Here is a 20,736-nt window from a genome sequence, read left to right on the forward strand (position 1 = left end):
TTCGTTATTTGTGCTGTCGTAGAAAAAAGAAAACCCTCGCGGAATCGAGGGTTTTCCAAAGCGGTCAAGCATTCGCGCTCTGCTTCGTCTTGCGCGCGATCTCGCTGCGGTCGTATTTGCGCAGCAAATCGTCCAGCGCTTCCCGCAGCAGGGCGGATTCCTTCTTGTTCAGCTGCTCGGCGAGCGATTTCAGCCGGCGTACGTTCGTGGACGGATAGTAGCACGATTTCATCACCATTTCCTCGTTCGGGGGCAGCGCCACCTGGTTGCGGCCGATTTCCTTGGCGGAGACGAGGGCGGCGCTCGCCGCTCGCCGCAAAGCGGATTCGGTTTTCCCGTCGCGGGGGAATTGGGCGACCCCTACCGTTATCGTAAGCCGGTGATCGTTCGGCAAGGCAAAGGCCTCCCGGGCCGCCTCCACCTTCATACGCAGCCGTTCCATGCCGAGAAAGGCTTGCTCCAGCGTAACGCTGTCCATCGCCAAGGCGAATTCGTCGCCGGATACGCGGAATGCGGTTGTCCCGTTCTCCTCTTGCAGCAGGGAAGCCAACTGCTTCAACGCTTCGTCTCCCGCCTCGCTTCCCAATCGTTCGTTCAATTCGAGAAAATGGTCGACGTCGATCATCGCCAGCGCAATGGGCTCGTCGCGGTCGATCCGCTCCTGCAGATGCTTTTCCAACGCTTTGTTGTTCGGGAGGCCGGTCAGTGAATCGATATGCTTGGACATTGTATCACTACATTTTATTGTATTCATGCATGTCGTGTATGTAATACAAATTATTATATATTTTTTTATGATGCGCAATCCTTTTTTGCTTGTTCTTCCAAAAAAATACCTTGATTTTCCATGGGCCTTTTTCATATAATCGTATACAATACCCGGCGAGGCCTGGTAGGCAAGCGAGTGTAGCCGAGAATGAATGAGCGGAGAAGAGGAGAGTCGGAAATGATGAAGCAAACGGAGCATTACGATCAAATCGGAGTGGCGATGACGTGCCGGGGCTATGCCGAATACGAGCGCATGTTCGATCTGGACGAGGAGGCGCTGAGGCGCGGAATCGTGCTGGACGTGGCGGCAGGAGCGTCGTCTTTTGCGGCGGAAGCCGGGCGCAGAGGTATCGACGTCGTGTGCGTGGATCCAAGATACGCCCAATCGCCCGAGCAAATCGGGGCGGAAGGGTTGGCCGAGATCGGGACATCGTCGGAGAAGCTGGCGCGGCTCGCGCATCGTTTCGACTGGAGCTATTACGGGGATATAGAACGGCACAAAGCCGGTCGCATACAATCGCTAGGTTTGTTTTTGCAGGATTATGCCGAGCCTTCGTCACGAAGCCGTTACAGGGCCGAGCATTTGCCGGAGCTTTCGTTCCCGGACGATACGTTTTCCATGGTGCTGTGCAGCCATTTTCTGTTTCTGTACCGGGAGCAGTTCGACGACGCTTTTCACCGGGCGGCGCTGGGGGAGCTTCTTCGGGTGTGCCGGCCGGGAGGCGAAGTGAGGGTATACCCGCTTCAATCGCTTCGCTGGGAGCCATATCCCGAGCTTCCGGAGCTTCTGGCGTACTTGGAGTCGCTCGGCAGCACGTGCACGCGCAAGCTGTCCGGGCTGCCGTTCATACCGGGTTCGACGGAAATGCTGAGCATCCGCAAAAAATAGTCGGGGCGTCGCCGAATATTTGCCCAGCTTTTGGCATATAATAGGCGACGTGCCGCTTCAGCGGACGTTAAACAAATATTGGAGGTAGTTGGATTGAAAGGTACAGTAAAATGGTTTAATGCGGAAAAAGGGTACGGCTTCATTCGTTCGGATGAAGGAGAGGATTTGTTCGTCCACTTCTCGGCCATTCAAGGAGAAGGCTTCAAATCTTTGGACGAAGGCCAAGAGGTCGAGTTCGATAAAGTAAACGGAGAGCGCGGTCCGCAAGCCGCCAACGTGTATAAAGTATAAACCGATACACAGCCGAATAGCGACGGAGCCGGATCGAAGGCTGCGTACGTCAGCCGGGGTCCCGGGAACGCTTGGAGCTAGAGCGTATCCGGACCCCGGTTTTATTTTGCGTGCTGCGGATTTGCCAGCCGCAAAGGGGGAACGGGGGCGGTACCCTTCCCGTTAAGCGGAAATTTTGACCGCTCCGAGGAGAAAGTGGTAAACTATTAGGTGCCATCTTACGAACGAGGAGCGTTAAACGATATGCCAAAGTTCAAAAATTTCGCAGCGAAAAAGGGCAAGCTCGACCAAGCCAAAAATAATATGTTCGTCAAGCTTGCGCGGGAAATTTATATGGAAGCCAAGAAGGGCGGCCCGAATCCGGAAGGCAATTTCAAGCTGAAGACGGCGATTACGAACGCACGCCAGATCAATATGCCGAACGATAATATCGAACGGGCGATCAAGAAGGCGACCGGCGGCGGAGAAAACATCGACTACGAAGAAATCATCTATGAAGGGTACGGGCCGGGCGGCGTGGCGATCATGGTCAAATGCTTGACCGAGAACCGCAACCGGACGGCGGCGGACATCCGCTCCATCTTCAACAAACGTGGCGGCAATATGGGAGAGTCGGGCTGCGTTTCGTACATGTTCGACCAGAAGGGCGTACTGACGATCGACCGCGAGGACTCGGAGCTGGAGGAAGACGCGGTCATGATGGAGGCGCTCGAGGCGGGAGCCGAGGATCTGATCGTAAATGCGGACAGCTTCGAAATATTGACCCATCCCCATGAGTTCGAGAACGTGAAGACGGCGCTTGAAGGGAACGGCTATACGTTCGACAGCGCTTCGATCCGCTGGGTGCCGCAAAATTACGTGAAGGTCGAAGGCGACAATGCGGACAAGCTGACGAAAATGATGGAGCTGTTCGACGACAACGACGACGTACAGGACGTTTACGCCAATTTCGAAACGGACGAAGAATAATCGAGAGTGGACGAGCTGTCGGCCCGCGCCGGCGATTGTAAAGAGGCGTTCATGGTTGAAAGTCCCGAGAACGGGACTTTTGCTTTTTATGGGGCCGCACGATCATTAACGATAGAAAAGGGGTTGCGGTTATGAAATATCTCGTTCTGGCCGAGAAGCCGAGCGTGGCCAAAGAACTCGCCCGCGTGCTCGGGGCCAACACGAAACAAAAAAGCTGGTTTGAAGGCCCGAAGTATGTCGTGACCTGGGCGCTCGGTCATTTGGTCGAGCTCGCGGAGCCGGAGGATTACGACCCGAAATACAAGACGTGGAATCTGGAGGATTTGCCGATCGTTCCGGCAAAAATGAACCTAAAGGTCATCCGCGAGACGTCGCATCAATATAAAGCGATCGCGCAATTATGCAAACGGCCGGACATCGGCGAGCTCATTATCGCGACGGACGCCGGAAGGGAAGGGGAGCTCGTCGCCCGCTGGATTATGGAGCTGGTCCGTTGGAACAAGCCGTTCAAGCGGCTGTGGATATCCTCGCAGACGGACAAGGCGATTCGCGAAGGGTTCGACAAGCTGAAGCCGGGGCGCGAATACGACCGGCTGTACGCGTCCGCGGTGTGCCGGGCCGAAGCGGACTGGCTGATCGGGCTGAACGTGACTCGGGCTCTGACGAGCAAATACAACGCTCAGCTGGCCGCGGGCCGGGTGCAGACCCCGACGCTGGCCATGCTGATGGACCGCGAGCGGGAAATCGCCGGCTTCCGTCCCGTCCCTTATTGGACGGTAACGGCCGATTTCGGCGGCTTTCAGGCATTGTGGCGCAAGGACGACCGGCATGACGGCCGTTTGTACGACAAGGCCGAGGCGGAGTCGTTGGCCGCGCGAGTCAAAGGCAAGCCTGCCGCTGTCGACCAAGTGCGCACGGTCGAACGGTCGGAGCCGCAGCCTTTGGCCTATGATTTGACCGAGCTTCAGCGGGACGCGAACAAGCGGCTCGGTTTCTCCGCCAAGCAGACATCCAATGTGCTCCAAAGGCTGTACGAGCAGCATAAGCTCGTAACTTATCCGAGGACGGATTCGCGGTATTTGACCTCCGACATGGCTCCGACGTTCAAGAGCAGGCTGGAAAGCATTGCCACGGGGCCTTACGTGACATTGGCGCGCTCCTTGCTGCGCAAGCCTCTGGCCGTGACGAAGCGGATCGTCGACGATTCCAAAGTAAGCGATCATCACGCCATCATTCCGACCGAGCAGTTCGTTCAGCTCGGCGCCTTGAGCCCGGAGGAGCGGCGGCTATACGATTTGATCGTGAGGCGGTTCATTGCGCTTTTCTACGCGCCTAGCCGTTATGACGAGACTAGTCTGGTGATCCGTGCGGGAGAAGACCGCTTCTACGCCAAAGGGTATGTCCAGAAGGAAGCGGGCTGGAAAGAGGTATACGGGGGAGCGCAGGCAATCGCGGGAGAGGCCGGGGACGACGAGGACGATTGGGATGAAGGAAAGGAATCCGCAGATGACGGTGCCGCAGGCGGACGCGGCTCCTCCCACATGAAAGCCCAGCCGCTGCCGGAGCTCAAGGCCGGACAACCGCTCAACATAAAAGGATGCCGGACTGGAGACCATCAGACGAAGCCGCCCGCGAGACTTACGGAAGCGTCGCTGCTCGCCGGGATGGAGAAGCATAACCTCGGAACGCCCGCGACCCGGGCCGACATTATCGAGAAGCTGTTGCATACGGACACCATCGAGCGGCAGCAAAACCGTCTCTTCCCGACAGGCAAAGGGAAGCAGTTGATCGAGCTTGTAGCGGACGATTTGCGCTCCCCCGGCCTGACGGCCGAATGGGAGCTGGAGTTGGAGCGAATCGCCAAGGGAAAGGGCGACCCGAAGGCGTTCATCGCCGAAATCCGCAGCCGGACGGCGAGCCTGGTGGCCGAGGTGAAGTCGAACGAGAAAGAGTACAAGCCGCATAATTTGACCCATACGAAATGTCCCGATTGCGGACAGAAGATGATGGAGACGAAAGGAAAACGCGGAAAGATGCTCGTATGCCCGAACCGGGAGTGCGGCTTCCGCCGCGCCGCGGAGCCGGCCTTGTCGGGCAAGCGTTGCCCGCAATGCCATAAGCGGATGGAAATTCACGACGGCAAGGCCGGCAAATACGCGCAGTGCCGCTCGTGCAACGTCATCGAGAAGCTGGAGGGCCAAGGTCCGGGCGGAGGCAAGGCGAACCGCCGACAGCAGGCGCAGCTTGCCAAGCAGTTCAGCGACAACGTGTCGCTCGGATCCAGCTTGGGCGATGCGCTGAAAGCCGCGCTCGAGCGCGGCGACAACGACTGATGGGTGCAATAGGATGCGGCATATCGGATTGCGGAGGCTGCGTCTTTAGAGGATGAGAGCTTAAATGATTACAGCCCCCGCTCGTTGAGCGGGGGCTGTTTCGGCTTATCGGAGCATTCGGTTCTCCTGGGGGGCGACGCGTCCGGCAAAGTGACCGACATTTCGTCCGTCCGCGGATGCAGCTTGTACAGCCCGCTGCCGGCAATAGGGAACCAAAGTTTGTTAATAGCGCACGGAAGTTCAGTATCGCTTCATTACTGATTAGGTTCAGTTCATTAATAGTTATAGTTGGTTCACTCGACACGAATCGTTCCATTGGCCTACCAGGCCCCACCGCCACCGGGCGGAGCCTAATAAATCAGCTTCCACAGCAACAGGCAGAGCAGGCAGCACATCCACGAGACGAGACCGAAGACGAGGACGATGCGGTTTTCCGACCAGCCGTATTTCAAGCTGTAATGGTAGTGAATCGGAGCCATCCGGAATATGCGCAGCTTCGTCCTTTTGTAATACCACACTTGTAAAATAACGGACAGCTGCTCGGCGAAATAGACGAGAAACAGGAGCGGAATCAATATCTCGACCTTCTCGATCATAGCCAAGAAGGCTAGCGAGCCCCCGATGGCGAGCGAACCGGTATCGCCCATGAACGCCTTGGCCGGGTAAATGTTGTAGATCAGCAGGCCGAGCAGGCAGGCGATCAACGTAAGGCAGAACAGCTTCACCTCCGGATAATCGGAGATGACGAAGAAGAAAAAGTAAGTCGGAATCGCCACCACGATCAGCAGTCCGTCCAAGCCGTCGGTAAAGTTGATGGCGTTGGCCGAGCCGACGATGAACAGCGACATGACCGCCAGGTAGACGACGGGCAGCAAGTCCAGCTTCATATCCCCGAAGATGACGATATCCGTATCGACGGGCATAATCCGGAACAAGACGGCAATGAGCGCGAACGTGAACAAAAACTGCAGGGCGAGCTTCATTTTGCCCGAGGCGCCGCGCGGGTCCTGGAACGCCGCCTTTTTGTAATCGTCGAGAAAGCCGACGAGGCCGAACAAAAGAAACGTCGCGCACAAGTACAGGCCAAGCGGACTCGGCGAGAACAAGCCGACCATCAGCACGCCGATGAGGAATATTAGGCCGGCCATAAGCGGCGTCCCTTTTTTGGCCTGGTGGTCCGCAGGCATTTCGGCCCGGATCGGCTGCGTCAGCCTTAACGTCCGCAGTCCCCGTATGAGGAGAGGGGTAAGCAAGGCGACCGAAGCGAACGAAAGGGCGGATATGCCCAGCAAGTTCATTTCCATTTCCGGTTTGCTCCTTTGCGATTTGTACTTCGTTTGTACCAGTATAGTTTCAGCGGTGGGACAAATATGACTGCTTCGCGATAATAGGCAAAATCCCCCGCTAAGCGGTGCTTCGGGTTCGAAGCTTATTCAGGTGCTTTGCGGGGACTGCGAAAACATATAACTTGTAAATAGGCAAAAAAGGCTGTCCTGCAAGTAGAATACAACCCTTGCGGACAGCCTCCCCGATGTTTACTGCACGATCGTCAAAATGTCGTCCACTTCTTTGCGGGCAAGCCTTCCGGGCTGCTCCGACGGGTGTCCGAGCGCGATCACCATATTGATCTGGCGGCTCTCGTCGAGGCCGAGGTAATCGCGGAGACGATGCTGCGCGAGCAGCACCGGCCCGGTCATCGGACATGTCGCGAGCCCGCGCGCGTGCGCGGCCAGCATCAGGTTTTGCGCGGCCAGACAGCTGCTCTTGATGCCCTCCTCGGCCCATACCGCATCGTCGACGAGCGCGATCGGGTCGAAGATTCTCTCGCGGAATTTGGAGTTGTACGGCGTAGCGAGCAGCACGATCAGCACCGGGGCGTCGGAGAAGGCGGTGGCGTACGGGCCGAACGATTTGGTCAGCAGCCGCGCCTCCCGGCCTAGTCCCCTCTCTTCGGCATCGGCCGCCCGTTTATGCAGCTCCTCCCAGGTCATTTGCTCGATTTCCTTGATTTTATCCCGGTTCATGACCGCGACAAATTCCCATGTTTGCGAGTTCGTATCGCTTGGCGCATACCGGGCGCAGTCGATCAGCTCTTTGACGTCCTCGACGGAGACGTCCTGATCCGTAAATTTGCGGACGCTGCGCCGGTCGAGCACGATTTGTTTGAAAGATTCATAGTTCATAAGCCATTCCGCCTTTATATCGTAGTCGGTCGCACGGAAGTTCATTAGTCCGGATATTAAGACCAGGTACTAATTCCTTTTCCATTATAGCCGATCGATCTGCCACTGTCACCCCGCAACGTCCCTTTTCCGAAAAATTGTCCAGGCGAGCGCGATGAATACCGCGTAATAAAGCAGCAGCATCGTGACGGAAAAGCCCAAGGTCATGCCCTCGAACGGAGGCTCGCGGCCGCCGAAATACATGCCCAGATCGGTATTGGCGAACAGGATGTATTTCGCCCACTCCTTCTTCAGCGCAATCAACGCGGTCATGACCGAGCTCGAAGCGAACATGATGACGAACGCGAGCGAGATCGCCAAGGCGCTGGAGCGGAACACGGTGGAGATCATAAAGGCGAACGTGACGTTGATCGTCAATTCGACGATCCGGAAGCCGTATTCCTTCAACACCCCGCTCATCGTCATCGGAATGTCTCCCGGCGCGGCGCTGTCGAACAAGAGCAGCCCGATCGCGAGCGAGGATACGAACAGCAAGGCGAGTAGCGCGAGCATGAACAGCAGCACGGCGATATATTTGGACAGCAGCACCTTCGAGCGCCCGACCGGCCGGATCAGCAGCAGCTTGATCGTCCCCCAGGTAAATTCCCCCGCCACGATGTCCGCCGCGATCACGACGGAGAAGATGAAGACGAGGAACGTCAGCGAAGCCGCATTGCTCATATAAACGAGCGTAGAGACGAAGACGTCCGTTCCGAACGATTTCATCAGGAAGGCGAACGTTATCGTGGCCGCCAACAGCAGCGCGGCCATAATCCACGTGCGCGGGCGGCGGTAAATTTTCATGTTTTCGTTTTGAATCAGGCTCATCAGGTTAGACAATTTGACCACCTCTTGTCATTTCCAGGAATTGATCCTCCAGCGTCTTGGAAGCCGCTTTGACCCCGTACACGCGAACATCCGCCAATGCAAGCGCACGAACCAGACCGGGGATGTCTTCATAGGCGACGGATACGGTAAAGCCGCCCGGCTGAGCGGCAAGCAACGCGTCGGGCATCGCTTCGGCAACGACCTTCGCGGCGAGCTCCGCCGGCTCGGCGACGAACGTCACTTCCACGGCGCCTTCGGAGGGGGCGACCATATCGCGGACTTGGCGCACGTCCACGAGCTTGCCGTTCTGGATGACGGCGACGCGATCGCACATCAGCTCCATCTCCGACAGCAGGTGGCTCGAGACGATGACGGCGGTCCCTTCCTCCTTGGACAACCGGCGCAAATAATCGCGCAGCTCGCGGATTCCCTCCGGATCGAGACCGTTCGTGGGCTCGTCCAAAATGAGCACGTCCGGCTTGTGCAAAATCGCCTGGGCGACGCCGAGACGCTGGCGCATGCCGAGCGAATACGTCTTGACCTTATCGTCGATCCGATTTTCCAGCTTGACGAGCGAGACGACCTCGTCGATCCGCTCGCGGGTAACGCCGGGGATCATCCGGGCGAAGTGGACCAGATTCTGATATCCGCTCAAAAATTTATACAGCTCGGGGTTTTCCACGATCGCCCCGACGTGCTTCATCGCCTGCTCGAACTGCTTGTTTACGCTTATGCCGTTTACGAGCACCTCGCCTTCGCTCATCGACATGAGGCCGACCATCATCCGGATCGTCGTCGTTTTGCCTGCGCCGTTCGGACCGAGGAAGCCGAACACTTCTCCCTTCGGAACGTCGAACGTAAGCCGGTCGACGAGCGTTTTGCCGCCAATTCGTTTCGTTACGTTGCGCAGCTGCACAACTGGTTGCTGTAGCATGATTCATCCTCCCGATAGTGTGGGTAGGCAAATTATACCATACGTCCGACTCCGCACCAAAACAGGTCGACAATGTCGGAGGGAGCGATGGGCGAGAATGGCGGGAGAGGGGAGGCGACGCTTGCGTCTCCGGACACCGCGTTACGGCCTCCGAGCATCATGATCGCGGAGAAGGCGTACGCGTACAGAAGCGGGTCGCCCGAGCGGAGCGTGCCGATGTCCATTTCCTGCCGAAATGCCGCGGCCAAAACGTCATGCACGGAACGTTCGGCTTCGCGAATGGCCGCAATCTGCTCGGCGGTCAAAGATTGGGACGCTTCGCGCATCAAGCTTTCGAAATCGACGTGCGGATTTCTCATATGCGCCTCCGCTACGGCCGTCAGCCGTTCCCTCATAGAGCCGGGGCCGCCGAGCAGTCCGCTCGTCAGCCGGGCGATATTCGCCATCATTTGAATGACGGCAGCGGTGAAAAGCTCCGCTTTATTTGGGAAATAATAGTAAAGGGACGCTTTAGTCACGCCTGAGGAAACGGATATTTGTTCCATCGAGACGCTGTCGAAGCCGTATTGCATGAACAGCGCGGAGGCGGTCCGCAGCAAGGTGGCCTTGACCGTGGAAGGCTCCCCCGCCTTGGGGCGTCCGGGCTTTTTCTTCGGGGTCGGGCGGGACGGTTTCATCGGGCATCCGCTCCTTCGTATAAAAGTTTTGTGAACATATTGTATAACTATTGTAAAATAGACCGTTCGGTATATATAATGAGCTTATACAATGAATGTAGCCGAACAACGGCCAAATGTCGAGTCCGCATAACCGAGGAGGTCCAGGATGAGCAACATGTTGGAGAAATACGGGAGGAGCGTGACCGGCCCGCGAGGCAAGTGGGTGACGCTGGTGCTGTGGATCGTCATTACGGGGGCGCTTAGCGCGCTGCTGCCTTCCGTCAATTCGCAGGAAAACAATAATGCCGCGAATTTGCCGGAGTCGTTTCCGTCGGTTCAGGCGGAGGAGGTGGCGAAGCGGGAATTTCCGAACGCCGAAGGAATACCGGCTCTTATCGTCTGGCACCGCGAGGGAGGCTTGACGGACGACGACTTGAAAATCGTGCAGAATATGGCGCAGACGTTCACCGCCAAACCGCTGCCGGAGCAAGCCGCGCTGCCGCCGTATCATCAAATGCCGCTTCCGGCTTTGAAAAGCCAGCTTTCCGGAAATAAGCAAACGCTTGTCACGCCGATCGTATTCTCGAAGGAAGCCGAGAGCGACGTACTGAAGCGCGGCTTTGCGTCGATTCAAGAGCAGGCGGCGGGGCAAGCGGGCTACGATCCGTTCGCCGAGACGATTTCGTCGCAGAAGCTGATCGCCAGAGTGTCCGGTCCGGCAGGCATATCCGTCGACGCTACGGCACTTTTCAAAAACGCGGACGTATCGCTTCTGATCGCCACCGTCCTGATCGTACTGGTGCTGCTGCTGGCCATTTACCGATCGCCCATTCTTGCCTTGATTCCGTTAATCGCGGTAGGCTTCGCATATGGCGTTACCGGTCCGATTCTCGGTTTTATGGCCAAGGAGGGTTGGATCGAGGTCGACTCGCAGGCGATCTCGATCATGACCGTCCTGTTGTTCGGCGCCGGAACCGATTATTGCTTGTTTCTGATCGCACGGTTCCGTCAGATGCTTACCGTGGAAACGAATAAATGGGCCGCCTTGAAGCAGGCGATTTCCGGCTCGTCGGGAGCGATCGCGATGAGTGGGTTTACGGTCGTGCTGTCGCTTGCGGCGCTCCTGCTCGCCGATTATGGCGCGGTGAAGCGTTTTGCCGTTCCGTTCAGCTTCGCCATTCTGATTATGGCGATCGCGAGTCTGACGCTCGTTCCGGCGCTGCTGGCTATACTGGGGCGAGGCTCCTTTTACCCGTTCGTCCCCCGGACGCCCGACATGATCCGGGAGCGGGCGGAGAAGAAGGGACGTCCGGCACCGCAGCCGCATAGCCGGAAAACGATAGGCGCCCGTTTCGCCGACCTTGTCGTCCGCAAGCCTTGGACGGTTATTATCGTGACGGTAATCTTGCTGGGAGGCGCGGCCTCGTTCGCTCCGAGCGTCAAGTACACGTACGATTTATTGTCTTCCTTTCCGAAGGATATGCCGTCCCGCGAAGGGTTCGACCTGATCGGCGAAGCGTTCTCTCCGGGCAGCTTGGCACCCGTCCAGGTGATAGCCGACACGGAAGCGAAATCGGTCGATCTGCAGGCGGCGCTGCAGAAGCTGCCGTTCGTCGACGAGGTGTCCGCTCCGCAGAAAGGAAAAGCGAATCCGGACATCGTATCCGTGGACGTTCAATTGAACGTCAACCCTTACGATAATGAGGCGATGGGGCATATTCCCGAGCTGAGAACCGCGACGGAGGCCGTTCTGAAGGTGGCTGGCGTATCAGGCGTGGAGGAACGCGTATGGATCGGCGGACAAACGGCTGCCCAATACGATACGAAGCGGGCCGGAGACCGCGACGAGCTGGTTATCATCCCGGTCGTAATCGGCTTGATCGCTCTGCTGCTGCTGGCTTACCTGCGCTCCGTAGTCGCGATGCTTTATTTGATCGCCACGGTCGTGCTCTCTTACGGCTCGGCCCTCGGACTCGGCTGGATCATCCTGCATTATTTCATGGGAGCCGATGCCGTGGCGGGAGCGATCCCGTTGTATGCGTTCGTATTCCTGGTCGCCCTCGGGGAGGACTACAACATTTTCATGATTTCGAGCATTTGGAAGAAGCGCAAGGATATGCCGCTGAAAGAAGCGATCCGTCAAGGCGTCAGCGAGACGGGGGGCGTCATTACGTCGGCCGGGCTCATCCTTGCGGGGACGTTCGCGGTGCTCGCGACGCTGCCGATTCAGGTGCTGCTCCAATTCGGCATTATAACGGCGATCGGCGTCCTGTTGGACACCTTTATCGTCCGGCCGTTTCTCGTACCGGCATTGACGACCGTGCTGGGACGCGCCGCGTTCTGGCCGGGAGCGGGATCGGCGAATGCCGGGCGCGTTGAGCGCGAAACGGCTTAAGAAAACGTTTGTCGGCGTTTTCAAAGGAGGTTCGAACGCATTCTCGCACAAAAAGTAACAGTGAACCTTCGAAGCCTGCTCCTCGTACTTTCCGGGGACTTCGAATGCCGGAAGTTATTCTTGTGTCGGAAACGCTACACGCTGCGCCAACGCTTCAGCAAGGTTAAACATTAACAATAATAAAGCCTCGAATGCCGATGTAGACGGCATCCGGGGCTTTATCCATCTAGAAAATGGTTTCAACAACAATTCTCCGCATTTAAAGGAATGTCCTTCCGCTATTGTCCCGATTTCCGCGACATTTCAGAAAATAGCGGAATATCGTTCCGTTATATCTCGTTGTCGAAAGGTAAAGCGTATAAAACCGGCGGAATAGCGGAACGCTGTTCCGTTATCGTGCCGTCGACAGCGGCATCCGGAGAAATAGCGTACGTACGTTCCGCAATTTCGCTTGTGGTGGACCGACCGCCGTCATGAAGCGAAACACCGCGCGCGGTGCGCCATAAGAGTACAGCCTCATCGAACGATTCGTTCCAACTAAATTCAATCCCTAAGCATAACCCAGCTGTCATATTCGTGGATGGCATATCCCGCATAGGAAGGATGGCCGGATAGCGCTTGGACTACCGTATTCAGCTCGCCCGTCAACTGGGATCTTCCCAAGGCGTAGAAGCTCGTGTTCGCCTCGTCGTTGTCCATCGTTTCCATGCCGATGATGACCGGCTTGCCGGCCGCCTCGTTCAGCTCCTTCGTAACGGCTTTGACGATGTCCGGGGCGTTGTCGATGTAAGCCATCAGGGTGATTTGATCGAGCCTGCCGAAAAACCAATCCGTAAGCGTCGTCGTATCTCCTTTGCCGTCGGGGACGAGGAACCGGTCAAGCCACACCGGAAAGTCCGCGCCGGTCGTCAAGTACGAATCCGACTTGACTTCCTCGACGAAGCCGCTGACCGTGTCCATCCAATGCCCGATCACCGTATCCTGGTCGTAACGCCACTGCGGGAGCACGTAAGGCTCCACGTCCAGATGGATGCCGTTGAACCGTTCAGCCGAACGGGAGCTGTTGTTGTACGCCTTCACCCAATATATGAATTCGTACATCTCCCCTTGTCTTTCCGGAAGCGCCCAATAAGGCTTGCCGCCCAAGGCGTGGATTTCGATGCCGCGCGCTCCGGCTTCTCTGATGAAGGTACGATACACGTCGACCGGTATTTCCTTGTCGACTTGCAAATAGACGAGATTGATGCCGTTCTGCGTCAAATATTGCAGCGTCTGGTCTTTATCTCTCCAGATCGCGTAAGTATTCCACATCCAGGTCGCTGCGACGGATCGCTGCTCGGCCGAGGCCTTGCGGGAAACATCGGCTTGCGGCGGGAGATACATGACGGCTTGAAGCAGTGCCAAGCAGAGGATGAACGTTTTGGCGGCAAAGCGGTAATCTTTCGTTTTCACGGAAGCTCTCCTTTAACGCGATAGTTGTGTTCGCCGGCAAGAACGGTCATGCCAGCTTTGGCTACTGGGTGCACACTAGGGTGCCGGAATCTTTCAGCTCCAGCTTGGAGCCGCATTTCGGCTCTTCGAGCAATTCCTTGACCTCGATGCCGTATTCCTGCATCCTGTTCTTGTTGGAGAACGCATACGAGAAGTAGGCGCTCACCGGCTGAGGCGAATCCTTAAGTGTCTGCAGCTGGGTTTTCAAAGTCCGATTCGCTTCGGATTGCAGCTGGAAATAGGAGTAGGACACCATGCTCACATTGATAAATAATACCGCGACCATCAGCCAACTGATGCCCCGGATCACTTTGCGTTCATCGAAGCTGAAGCCGAGCAGCGCGATAATGAACGGCAGCAGCCACAGATGCGGGACGTAGCGCGCCCACCAGGCCGCATAGTTGATGAACACCGATGCGAACAGGATGACGAGCAAACCGAGCACGACCATCGTTCGCGGGATGTTGAATAGAAACGCCATGAGCAGAATAATTAGCGAAAGCACTAGAACGCCGCTGAACAGCGGACCGAATCCCCCGATCGCCGTATCGGGGATGCCGTAATATTGCAGCTCCTCCATGCTGAACGTAAAGGGCGGCTTCAGCGTCGTGGCGTCCCGCTTCGTGCTGTTGCCTTCCGAAGCCGAGAAGTAGGAGACGGCCGCTTCCTCGAATCGGTTCATCGTCATGAAGCTGGTCGGCGTGAAAGCCGCGACGACGTCTTTCGCATCCTCGCCCGCGAGCGGATAAAACGGATTTTGGTATTTGATCGTATTGGTGACATACGGATTGAAGCCGAGAATGACGACGCCGATAATCGTGCTTGCCGTCATCGCGACAAGCATTTTTTTCAGCAGGCCGTATTTTTGCGTAATGTACAAAGCCGCTACGAGTCCGATGCACATAATGCCGACATAAGCGATCGCGGTAAATTTGTTGTTGATCGTAAGCATCATGCACAACGAGAACGCGATGATCAAGTACAGGTTGTGCCGTAAATAAATAAGTACGCTGAGCGCCACGAGACTGATGAGCAGGGAGCCCAGCTGCCCGTCGACGTAGAAGCTGAGGCTTTGATAGATGCTCACCGGATTGCAGGCGAGCAGCAGCGCGAAAATGGCGGCCAACCCCCGCTTTTTGGGCAGGCAAGCGGCCAGGGCGGCGAAGCTGAGAAAAAACGAGGCGAGAATGAGCAGGAAGTTGAACACCTTGCTCAGCTCGATTTGGCCGGTTACCGCGTACAGGGCGGCCGCGATCGTCTCGCCCGCCTTGGCGTAATGATCGATCCAGATCGAGTAAGGAGCCCCCGTTCCTCCCAATGTCTCGTAGAACGGATTCCAGCCGTCCACCATGCGGAGTATCCCTTCCTGATGGTACGTCTGGCCGTCGTAGCTCAGATCGTAGAAATGTCCGCTAACCCCGAGAAATATAAAAAACAGCGCGGCAGCTATCGCCAGACTGATGCCGAAATAGAGGACGCGGTTGTCCGGAAACCAAGCTTTCGCGGCAAACCAGACGAACGCTACCGTCAAGGCCAGCGCGATAAACAGATTGGCGGCGGTGATCTGGACATTCACCAGAAATAATAGCGTGGACACTGCAAACGTCGCGGCGGTAAAGACCAATAGGGATAAACCCGCGAGCAGGCTTGTGTTCTGAATTCGGTCATTCATCTCTATCTCTCCTTACTCCTCGAATAAATAATTTCACGGTTCCGGCTCCATCAAACAAGTAAGGAAGCGATCCAGGCCGTCAGTGTTCCGACGCACAGTCCACCGACGATTTCGGCTTTCGTATGCCCCTGCTTCTCCCTCAGCTGCGCTTCTCCGTCGCCGGGATTTCTTCTCGTCAGCAGGTTGATCCAACGGGAGTTTTCGCCTACTGCCCTGCGCACGCCCGTTGCATCGATCATGACGATCATCGTGACGGCGACGCCCAAGCCGAACAGGGGGCTGTCCCATCCCTCGGTAAACCCGATCAGCATGGCGATGGAAGTAATGACGGAGGTGTGCGTGCTCGGAAACCCGCCGTTTCCGATATGGCTCCGGGCTCCCTTGCCGTGCTTGATAGAGTTGATCGCGAACTTCAAGCATCCGGAGGCCACCCAGGCGATCATCGGAATGATTGCGAATACATAGCTGTGAACTTCGTTCATTGCGTGTAGTCCCCCATATGCGTATCATGGTTCAAGCTCTCGAGATGAAGGCGACTCCGACCAATACGAAGCCGATACCCATCCACTTCGTTACCGAGATCGATTCGCTGAACAGGTAGTAGCCGGCCAGGGCGACGACCACGTAACCGAGGCTGACCATCGGATAGGCTACGCTGACGTTCATTTGCTTCAGCGTGAGCAGCCAAAACAACGAGCTGAGCGCGTAAGAGAACAGCCCCGCCAGCACGGGCCAGGAGCTGAACATGCTCACGAAGGACGGTCCTTGGCTCCAGAGCGGCTTCGGGTTGACAAGCCCCCATTTCATCAACAGCTGTCCGACGACGCCGAGCAGAACGGACGACAGCAGCCATACAAACTTCATCGGGAATCCTCCGTTCTCCATAAGATCAAGCTATTCCAGGTAAATGAGAATGAGCGCGACCGAGAAGGCGTACAGCATGACCGTAACCAGAATATGGCGGTCTTCGAACAGCACCTTCTCCGGCTTGCCGCCTTTGTTTTCCATATGAATCAGGTACAGGTAGCGGAATACGCCGTACAGCACGAACACGAGCGTCCACATCAGGTGAATCGTATGGCCGGAAGTGAAGGTGAACAAGGCGTAGCTCATGATCGTCGCCGTCGTCACGATGCTGTTCAATTGGTTCAGCAGCTCGATCGAATAGAAATCGAGCACTTTCCGGTGTGCGCCTTTTCCGGTCTTCAGGGCATTCACCTCATGACGCCGCTTGCTGATCGCAAGGAAGATGGACAGCAGCATCGTACATATTAAAAACCAAGGCGTAAGCGCGACGCCGATGACGAGACCGCCTCCGATGGCACGCAGCACGAACCCGGAAGCCACGATCAGAACGTCGACGATGACGACGTGCTTCAGCTTCAGCGAGTAGCCGATGTTGAGCAAAAAATAAACGAGCAGCAGCAGGCTGAACAGCGGGCTGAACGTAAGCGCCATCGTCAAGGAGAAGACGAGCAGCACACCTCCGAGCAGCAGCGCGCCATATGGATTGATCGCGCCGGATGCCATCGGCCGATGGCGTTTCTCCGGATGCTGCCGGTCCGCTTCGCGATCCACGAAGTCGTTCAAAATGTAGACGCAGCTCGAGACGAAGCAGAACAGGAAGAAGCCCGCGATGGAATGGAACAGCATGTCCATATTCGACTTCTTAATGGAAAAGATCAGTGCGGCGAACACGAGCAAATTTTTGGTCCACTGTCTGGGACGAAGCTGGATGAAGTACATGTACAGGGAATAGGGAAACGGGCTCGCTTTTTTCCCTTTGGCTCCCACGTTCGAATTGGGCATGTTCATCAATCAACCATCCTTTTTCTCTCAGATAAAAGCAAGGGGGAAACTCCTCTCCGAAACATTCTCTACTTCTTACGATTCGGTCTTTATAAAGAACACCATGTTTGATTATATAGAACGATTCGTTCTTTATAAAGCACTAAATAGGGGAGGAAAACCGTACTTTCGGCAGAAAAACGGGGTAAAACGTTCTTTTTATAGAATTTTGTCGAGATTTTACTATTTTTATTTTTAGTAGATTTGGGTTATACTCGTAATTGGTTCTTTAATGAGAACGTTATTCCGTCAAGCAGCCAGACGACGTGCACCCTTCGAAGGGAAAATCTCTTAAAGGAAGTAATGAGGTCATGATAGGGAAGCGAGTGAAACAGCTGCGCCTCGAGCGAGGCATCTCATTATCGGAATTAGCTGAGTGTGCCGGAGTGGCGAAGTCTTACTTGAGCAAAATCGAAAGAGACATTCAAACGAACCCGTCGATTCATTTTCTGGAGAAAATAGCCAGGGTGCTGCGGGTGAATGTCGAATATTTTCTGTTTTCCGAAAGGAGGGATAACCCGCTTCGCTTGTCGGAGGAGAAGGAGCCGCTGCCTTCCGATTGGATTCAGCTGATTCGCGGCGCCATCCGTTCGGGGGTAAGCAAATCTTCGGTGGAGGCATTCATCGAATTTCAGAAGCAGGAAATGAGGAAGCAAAAAACATAGACGCCGGCCAGGGCGGAACTCGGCTTTACGGAAACGTCGGAAAGAAACAGATATAGAGGAATTCGGATAGGGAGGGAAAACCGTATGACCGAACATGCTTCGGACATTATCGTTCTGGCCTATATTTTGATTGTATTGATCGTAATCGTATTTCTCGCATTATTCGGACTTAGAACGAAGGCGATTTGGCTGGAGCGCCAAACCGACCGTTATTTGCGAAAGCATCAGGATTATTTCGACTACGTGAAATCGCATTTGCACGAGGACGCGCCGCTGCAGAAGCCGGCCGGGACGCTTACGAAAACCGAGCTCAAAGTAATTCAGCAAAAGCTGTTCGAATGGATGGAGAAAATCGTCGGCGCTGAACGCGACAAGCTGACCGATCTGTGCGTCGCCCTCGGCCTGGTGGAGCTGAATATGCGCAGGCTGCGCAGCGAGATCCATTGGACCCGGCTGGACGCGGCCTATAACCTTGGCGTGATGCAGGCGAAGGAGGCCGTGCCGTCGCTCGCGTATTTGCTCGGCGAGGAGAAATACGGCTCGCCCGCCTTCGTAATCGCCAGAGCGATCTCCAAGTGCGCACAGAACGAAGAGGAGATCGACCGGATGGTCCGCAATTTGGCCAAATTCCGCAAGCAGTCGCACCGGCTCGTGGCCGAGGTGTTGGCTTTATCCAGAATCGACTGCACAGCCTTGCTCACCGGATATTTGCGGGAAACGGACGAGGAGCTGGTGAAAATCGCCCTGACCGGCCTGCAAAACCGTTCCATTCCCGGCGCTTACGGGGATATGCCGCGGTTCTTGCATGCGGACGATCCGGAGCTGAGATTGTTGGCCGTACAGGCGATCATAAGCCATGGGACGCACATGACGGCCGAGCTGATGAGAGAGCTGATGCACCATGAGGATGCGGACGTTCGCGCCGCGGTCGCCGAGGCGTTCGGCCGGCTGGGGATGGCGCAAACGGTCGACCTGCTGAAGGCGGGGATGAAGGATGCCGACCGGCAGGTGCGCCTCACGAGCGCGAGGAGCCTGCTCCAGCTGGAGGACACGGGGTTCAAAGCGTTGTGCGAGCTGGCGCAGCGCCGAGATGAACCGATTCAGTCGCGCTTGGCGGACGAGGTCATTCAAGAGGAATTGGCAAAAGGCGCGTTGTATTACGACGATTTCGAGCAGGCGGTTTGGCATAACCGCAAGCTTCGCATTTACCGGCAGTTTTTCGGCGGCCCTCCTCCCGCGGAAGGCGCAAGGCTCGGCTTTTCGAAAGGAGATACGGCATGAAATCATTGCTTCTAGGGTACGCGCTTTTTTCCTTATATTCCGTTATTGCCGTATACGTATTTTATTTGATCATTATGCTGCTCTCGCATAAACGGATCATCGGCATTATCAAAGGGGTGAAATACGCCAGATACCGCGAGCTGTCCGGATCGGAGCAGGTGCCGCCGGTTTCGATTCTGGTGCCTTCCTACAACGAGGAGCTGACGATCATAGAGAGCGTCCGCTCGCTGTTGAATTTGGGCTATCCGTCGTACGAGGTAATCGTCGTCAACGACGGCTCGAAGGATCGAACGCTGCAGGTGCTGATCGAAGAATTCAATCTGATCCGCAAGACGAACTATTCCGCCCAGCAGGCACTCGAAGCGATGCCGATCAAGGGCGTTTACTATAATCCCCGCTACCCCAAGCTGTACGTCGTGGACAAAGAAAACGGCGGCAAGGCGGATGCCTTGAACGTAGGCGTCAACGTGTCGCATTACCCGCTGGTCGCGACGATCGATGCGGACTCGCTGCTGGAGAAGGACGCCTTGATCCGTCTAGCTTCCGTCTATATGGAAAACCCCGAGGAAACGATCGCGATCGGCGGCAACGTACGCGTGGCGAACGGGTGCAAGATCGAGAACGGTTCGGTTACCGAGGTGAACCTGCCGGGCAAGCTGCTTCCGATGTTCCAGAACATCGAATATTTGAAATCGTTCCTTGCCGGCCGAATCGGCTGGAGCGCCATCAACGGACTCATCATCGTCTCCGGCGCCTTCGGCTTGTTCCGCAAAGATTACCTGGTCCAAGTCGACGGGTACCGGGACGGCTTTCCGGGCGAGGACATGAATATTATCATCAAGCTGCACAAACATATGCTCGACAACAATCTCCCGTACCGGATCGCCTATTGTCCGGATGCGGTCTGCTGGACGCAGGCGCCGGAGTCGATGCGCATTTTGAAGAGCCAGCGCAAGCGGTGGTCGCGGGGCAATATCAAAAACATTTTCAAATACAGCAGCATGATGTTCGTTCCGAAATATAGGGCGGTCGGGCTTCTGTCGATGCCGTACACGTTGATTTTCGAGACGCTCGGTCCCTATTTGAGAATTACCGGGTATATGGCGCTGTTCGCGTACATCTCGCTGAATATGGCCGACTACAAGATGATGCTGCTCATTATAGGGGTAAGCTTGCTCGTCGAGGTTTTGTTCAGCTGCGGCGCATTGCTTATCGAGGAGATCGCCTTCCGGCGGTATCCGAAGTTCAAGGATCTTGTCAAAATGATGTTTTATTCCGTGCTGATGACGCTAGGTTATAACCAGATCAACGTATATTGGAAAATACTCGGACACATCGACTATATCCGCAATGACGATTCATGGGGAGTTATGGTCCGGACCAGTTGGAAAAACGAATTGGCCGCACCGAAGCAGGAGCTGCCGCAAACGAATCCGTAAACAACGAATCCGTGAAACAACGAATCCGTGAAACAACGAATCCGCTTATGAG

General features: G+C 55.9%; 19 protein-coding genes. 8 read left to right on the forward strand and 11 right to left on the reverse strand.

All coding sequences use genetic code 11. The annotated features are described in order from the left end of the window. Positions 1-64: 64 nt before the first annotated feature. Positions 65-727, reverse strand: coding sequence for a GGDEF domain-containing protein (locus tag FE784_RS13560; protein ID WP_176706195.1), 663 nt, complete (start codon positions 725-727; stop codon positions 65-67). A 219-nt stretch (positions 728-946) separates the two neighbouring features. Between FE784_RS13560 and FE784_RS13565 the strand changes: the two genes are divergently transcribed. The 4 genes from FE784_RS13565 to FE784_RS13580 all read left to right on the forward strand — a co-directional run bounded on the left by FE784_RS13565 (position 947) and on the right by FE784_RS13580 (position 5,250). Next, positions 947-1,657 (forward strand): class I SAM-dependent methyltransferase, encoded by a 711-nt coding sequence (locus FE784_RS13565; RefSeq protein ID WP_246132016.1) that lies wholly within the window; start codon positions 947-949, stop codon positions 1,655-1,657. 93 nt (positions 1,658-1,750) lie between these two features. After that, positions 1,751-1,948 carry a cold shock domain-containing protein gene (locus FE784_RS13570; RefSeq protein WP_139602741.1) on the forward strand — a complete coding sequence of 66 codons (198 nt, stop codon included), beginning with the start codon at positions 1,751-1,753 and terminating at the stop codon, positions 1,946-1,948. A gap of 243 nt (positions 1,949-2,191) precedes the next feature. Next, positions 2,192-2,917: a YebC/PmpR family DNA-binding transcriptional regulator gene (locus tag FE784_RS13575; protein WP_139602742.1), complete on the forward strand. Its 726-nt coding sequence runs from the start codon at positions 2,192-2,194 to the stop codon at positions 2,915-2,917. Between the two features lie 131 nt (positions 2,918-3,048). Then, positions 3,049-5,250 carry a DNA topoisomerase III gene (locus FE784_RS13580; protein ID WP_139602743.1) on the forward strand — a complete coding sequence of 734 codons (2,202 nt, stop codon included), beginning with the start codon at positions 3,049-3,051 and terminating at the stop codon, positions 5,248-5,250. 350 nt (positions 5,251-5,600) lie between these two features. Here FE784_RS13580 and mraY read toward each other — a convergent pair whose 3' ends face one another. The 5 genes from mraY to FE784_RS13605 all read right to left on the reverse strand — a co-directional run bounded on the left by mraY (position 5,601) and on the right by FE784_RS13605 (position 9,911). Next, a complete protein-coding gene (gene mraY, locus FE784_RS13585) occupies positions 5,601-6,554 on the reverse strand; it encodes a phospho-N-acetylmuramoyl-pentapeptide-transferase (RefSeq protein WP_139602744.1) in 954 nt (317 codons plus the stop codon). 231 nt (positions 6,555-6,785) lie between these two features. Beyond that, complete coding sequence (locus tag FE784_RS13590) at positions 6,786-7,433, reverse strand: nitroreductase family protein (RefSeq protein ID WP_139602745.1); 648 nt, start codon at positions 7,431-7,433, stop codon at positions 6,786-6,788. Positions 7,434-7,541: 108 nt separating this feature from the next. Then, positions 7,542-8,321: an ABC transporter permease gene (locus FE784_RS13595; protein WP_246132017.1), complete on the reverse strand. Its 780-nt coding sequence runs from the start codon at positions 8,319-8,321 to the stop codon at positions 7,542-7,544. Next, positions 8,305-9,234, reverse strand: a complete 930-nt coding sequence (locus FE784_RS13600; protein WP_139602747.1) for an ABC transporter ATP-binding protein — start codon at positions 9,232-9,234, stop codon at positions 8,305-8,307. Before FE784_RS13600 ends, FE784_RS13595 begins: the two co-directional genes overlap by 17 nt. A gap of 32 nt (positions 9,235-9,266) precedes the next feature. Continuing rightward, positions 9,267-9,911 (reverse strand): TetR/AcrR family transcriptional regulator, encoded by a 645-nt coding sequence (locus tag FE784_RS13605; RefSeq protein ID WP_139602748.1) that lies wholly within the window; start codon positions 9,909-9,911, stop codon positions 9,267-9,269. A 148-nt stretch (positions 9,912-10,059) separates the two neighbouring features. Between FE784_RS13605 and FE784_RS13610 the strand changes: the two genes are divergently transcribed. Then, entirely contained in the window at positions 10,060-12,288 is a 2,229-nt protein-coding gene (locus tag FE784_RS13610; RefSeq protein ID WP_246132018.1) for an MMPL family transporter, read from the forward strand. 543 nt (positions 12,289-12,831) lie between these two features. On the opposite strand, the gene FE784_RS13615 is transcribed toward FE784_RS13610, so the two are convergent. From FE784_RS13615 to FE784_RS13635, 5 genes are all read right to left on the reverse strand, one after another. After that, a complete protein-coding gene (locus FE784_RS13615; RefSeq protein ID WP_139602749.1) occupies positions 12,832-13,740 on the reverse strand; it encodes a hypothetical protein in 909 nt (302 codons plus the stop codon). 61 nt (positions 13,741-13,801) lie between these two features. After that, the gene (locus FE784_RS13620; protein ID WP_139602750.1) at positions 13,802-15,451 is read right to left on the reverse strand and encodes a hypothetical protein; all 1,650 of its coding nucleotides are present in this window, start codon (positions 15,449-15,451) and stop codon (positions 13,802-13,804) included. Between the two features lie 50 nt (positions 15,452-15,501). Continuing rightward, complete coding sequence (locus tag FE784_RS13625; RefSeq protein WP_139602751.1) at positions 15,502-15,933, reverse strand: divergent PAP2 family protein; 432 nt, start codon at positions 15,931-15,933, stop codon at positions 15,502-15,504. Between the two features lie 31 nt (positions 15,934-15,964). Beyond that, the gene (locus FE784_RS13630; RefSeq protein ID WP_176706196.1) at positions 15,965-16,315 is read right to left on the reverse strand and encodes an SMR family transporter; all 351 of its coding nucleotides are present in this window, start codon (positions 16,313-16,315) and stop codon (positions 15,965-15,967) included. Between the two features lie 30 nt (positions 16,316-16,345). Next, positions 16,346-17,197 carry a decaprenyl-phosphate phosphoribosyltransferase gene (locus FE784_RS13635; protein ID WP_425465547.1) on the reverse strand — a complete coding sequence of 284 codons (852 nt, stop codon included), beginning with the start codon at positions 17,195-17,197 and terminating at the stop codon, positions 16,346-16,348. A gap of 413 nt (positions 17,198-17,610) precedes the next feature. Between FE784_RS13635 and FE784_RS13640 the strand changes: the two genes are divergently transcribed. From FE784_RS13640 to FE784_RS13650, 3 genes are all read left to right on the forward strand, one after another. Then, the gene (locus FE784_RS13640) at positions 17,611-17,964 is read left to right on the forward strand and encodes a helix-turn-helix domain-containing protein (RefSeq protein WP_139602754.1); all 354 of its coding nucleotides are present in this window, start codon (positions 17,611-17,613) and stop codon (positions 17,962-17,964) included. A gap of 84 nt (positions 17,965-18,048) precedes the next feature. Next, positions 18,049-19,245: a HEAT repeat domain-containing protein gene (locus tag FE784_RS13645; RefSeq protein ID WP_139602755.1), complete on the forward strand. Its 1,197-nt coding sequence runs from the start codon at positions 18,049-18,051 to the stop codon at positions 19,243-19,245. Next, a complete protein-coding gene (locus tag FE784_RS13650; RefSeq protein ID WP_139602756.1) occupies positions 19,242-20,684 on the forward strand; it encodes a glycosyltransferase family 2 protein in 1,443 nt (480 codons plus the stop codon). Before FE784_RS13645 ends, FE784_RS13650 begins: the two co-directional genes overlap by 4 nt. Positions 20,685-20,736: the final 52 nt, after the last annotated feature.

Origin of the sequence: Paenibacillus hemerocallicola, from assembly GCF_006265175.1 — a bacterium.
GTDB classification, from domain to species: Bacteria; Bacillota; Bacilli; order Paenibacillales; family NBRC-103111; genus Paenibacillus_AB; species Paenibacillus_AB hemerocallicola.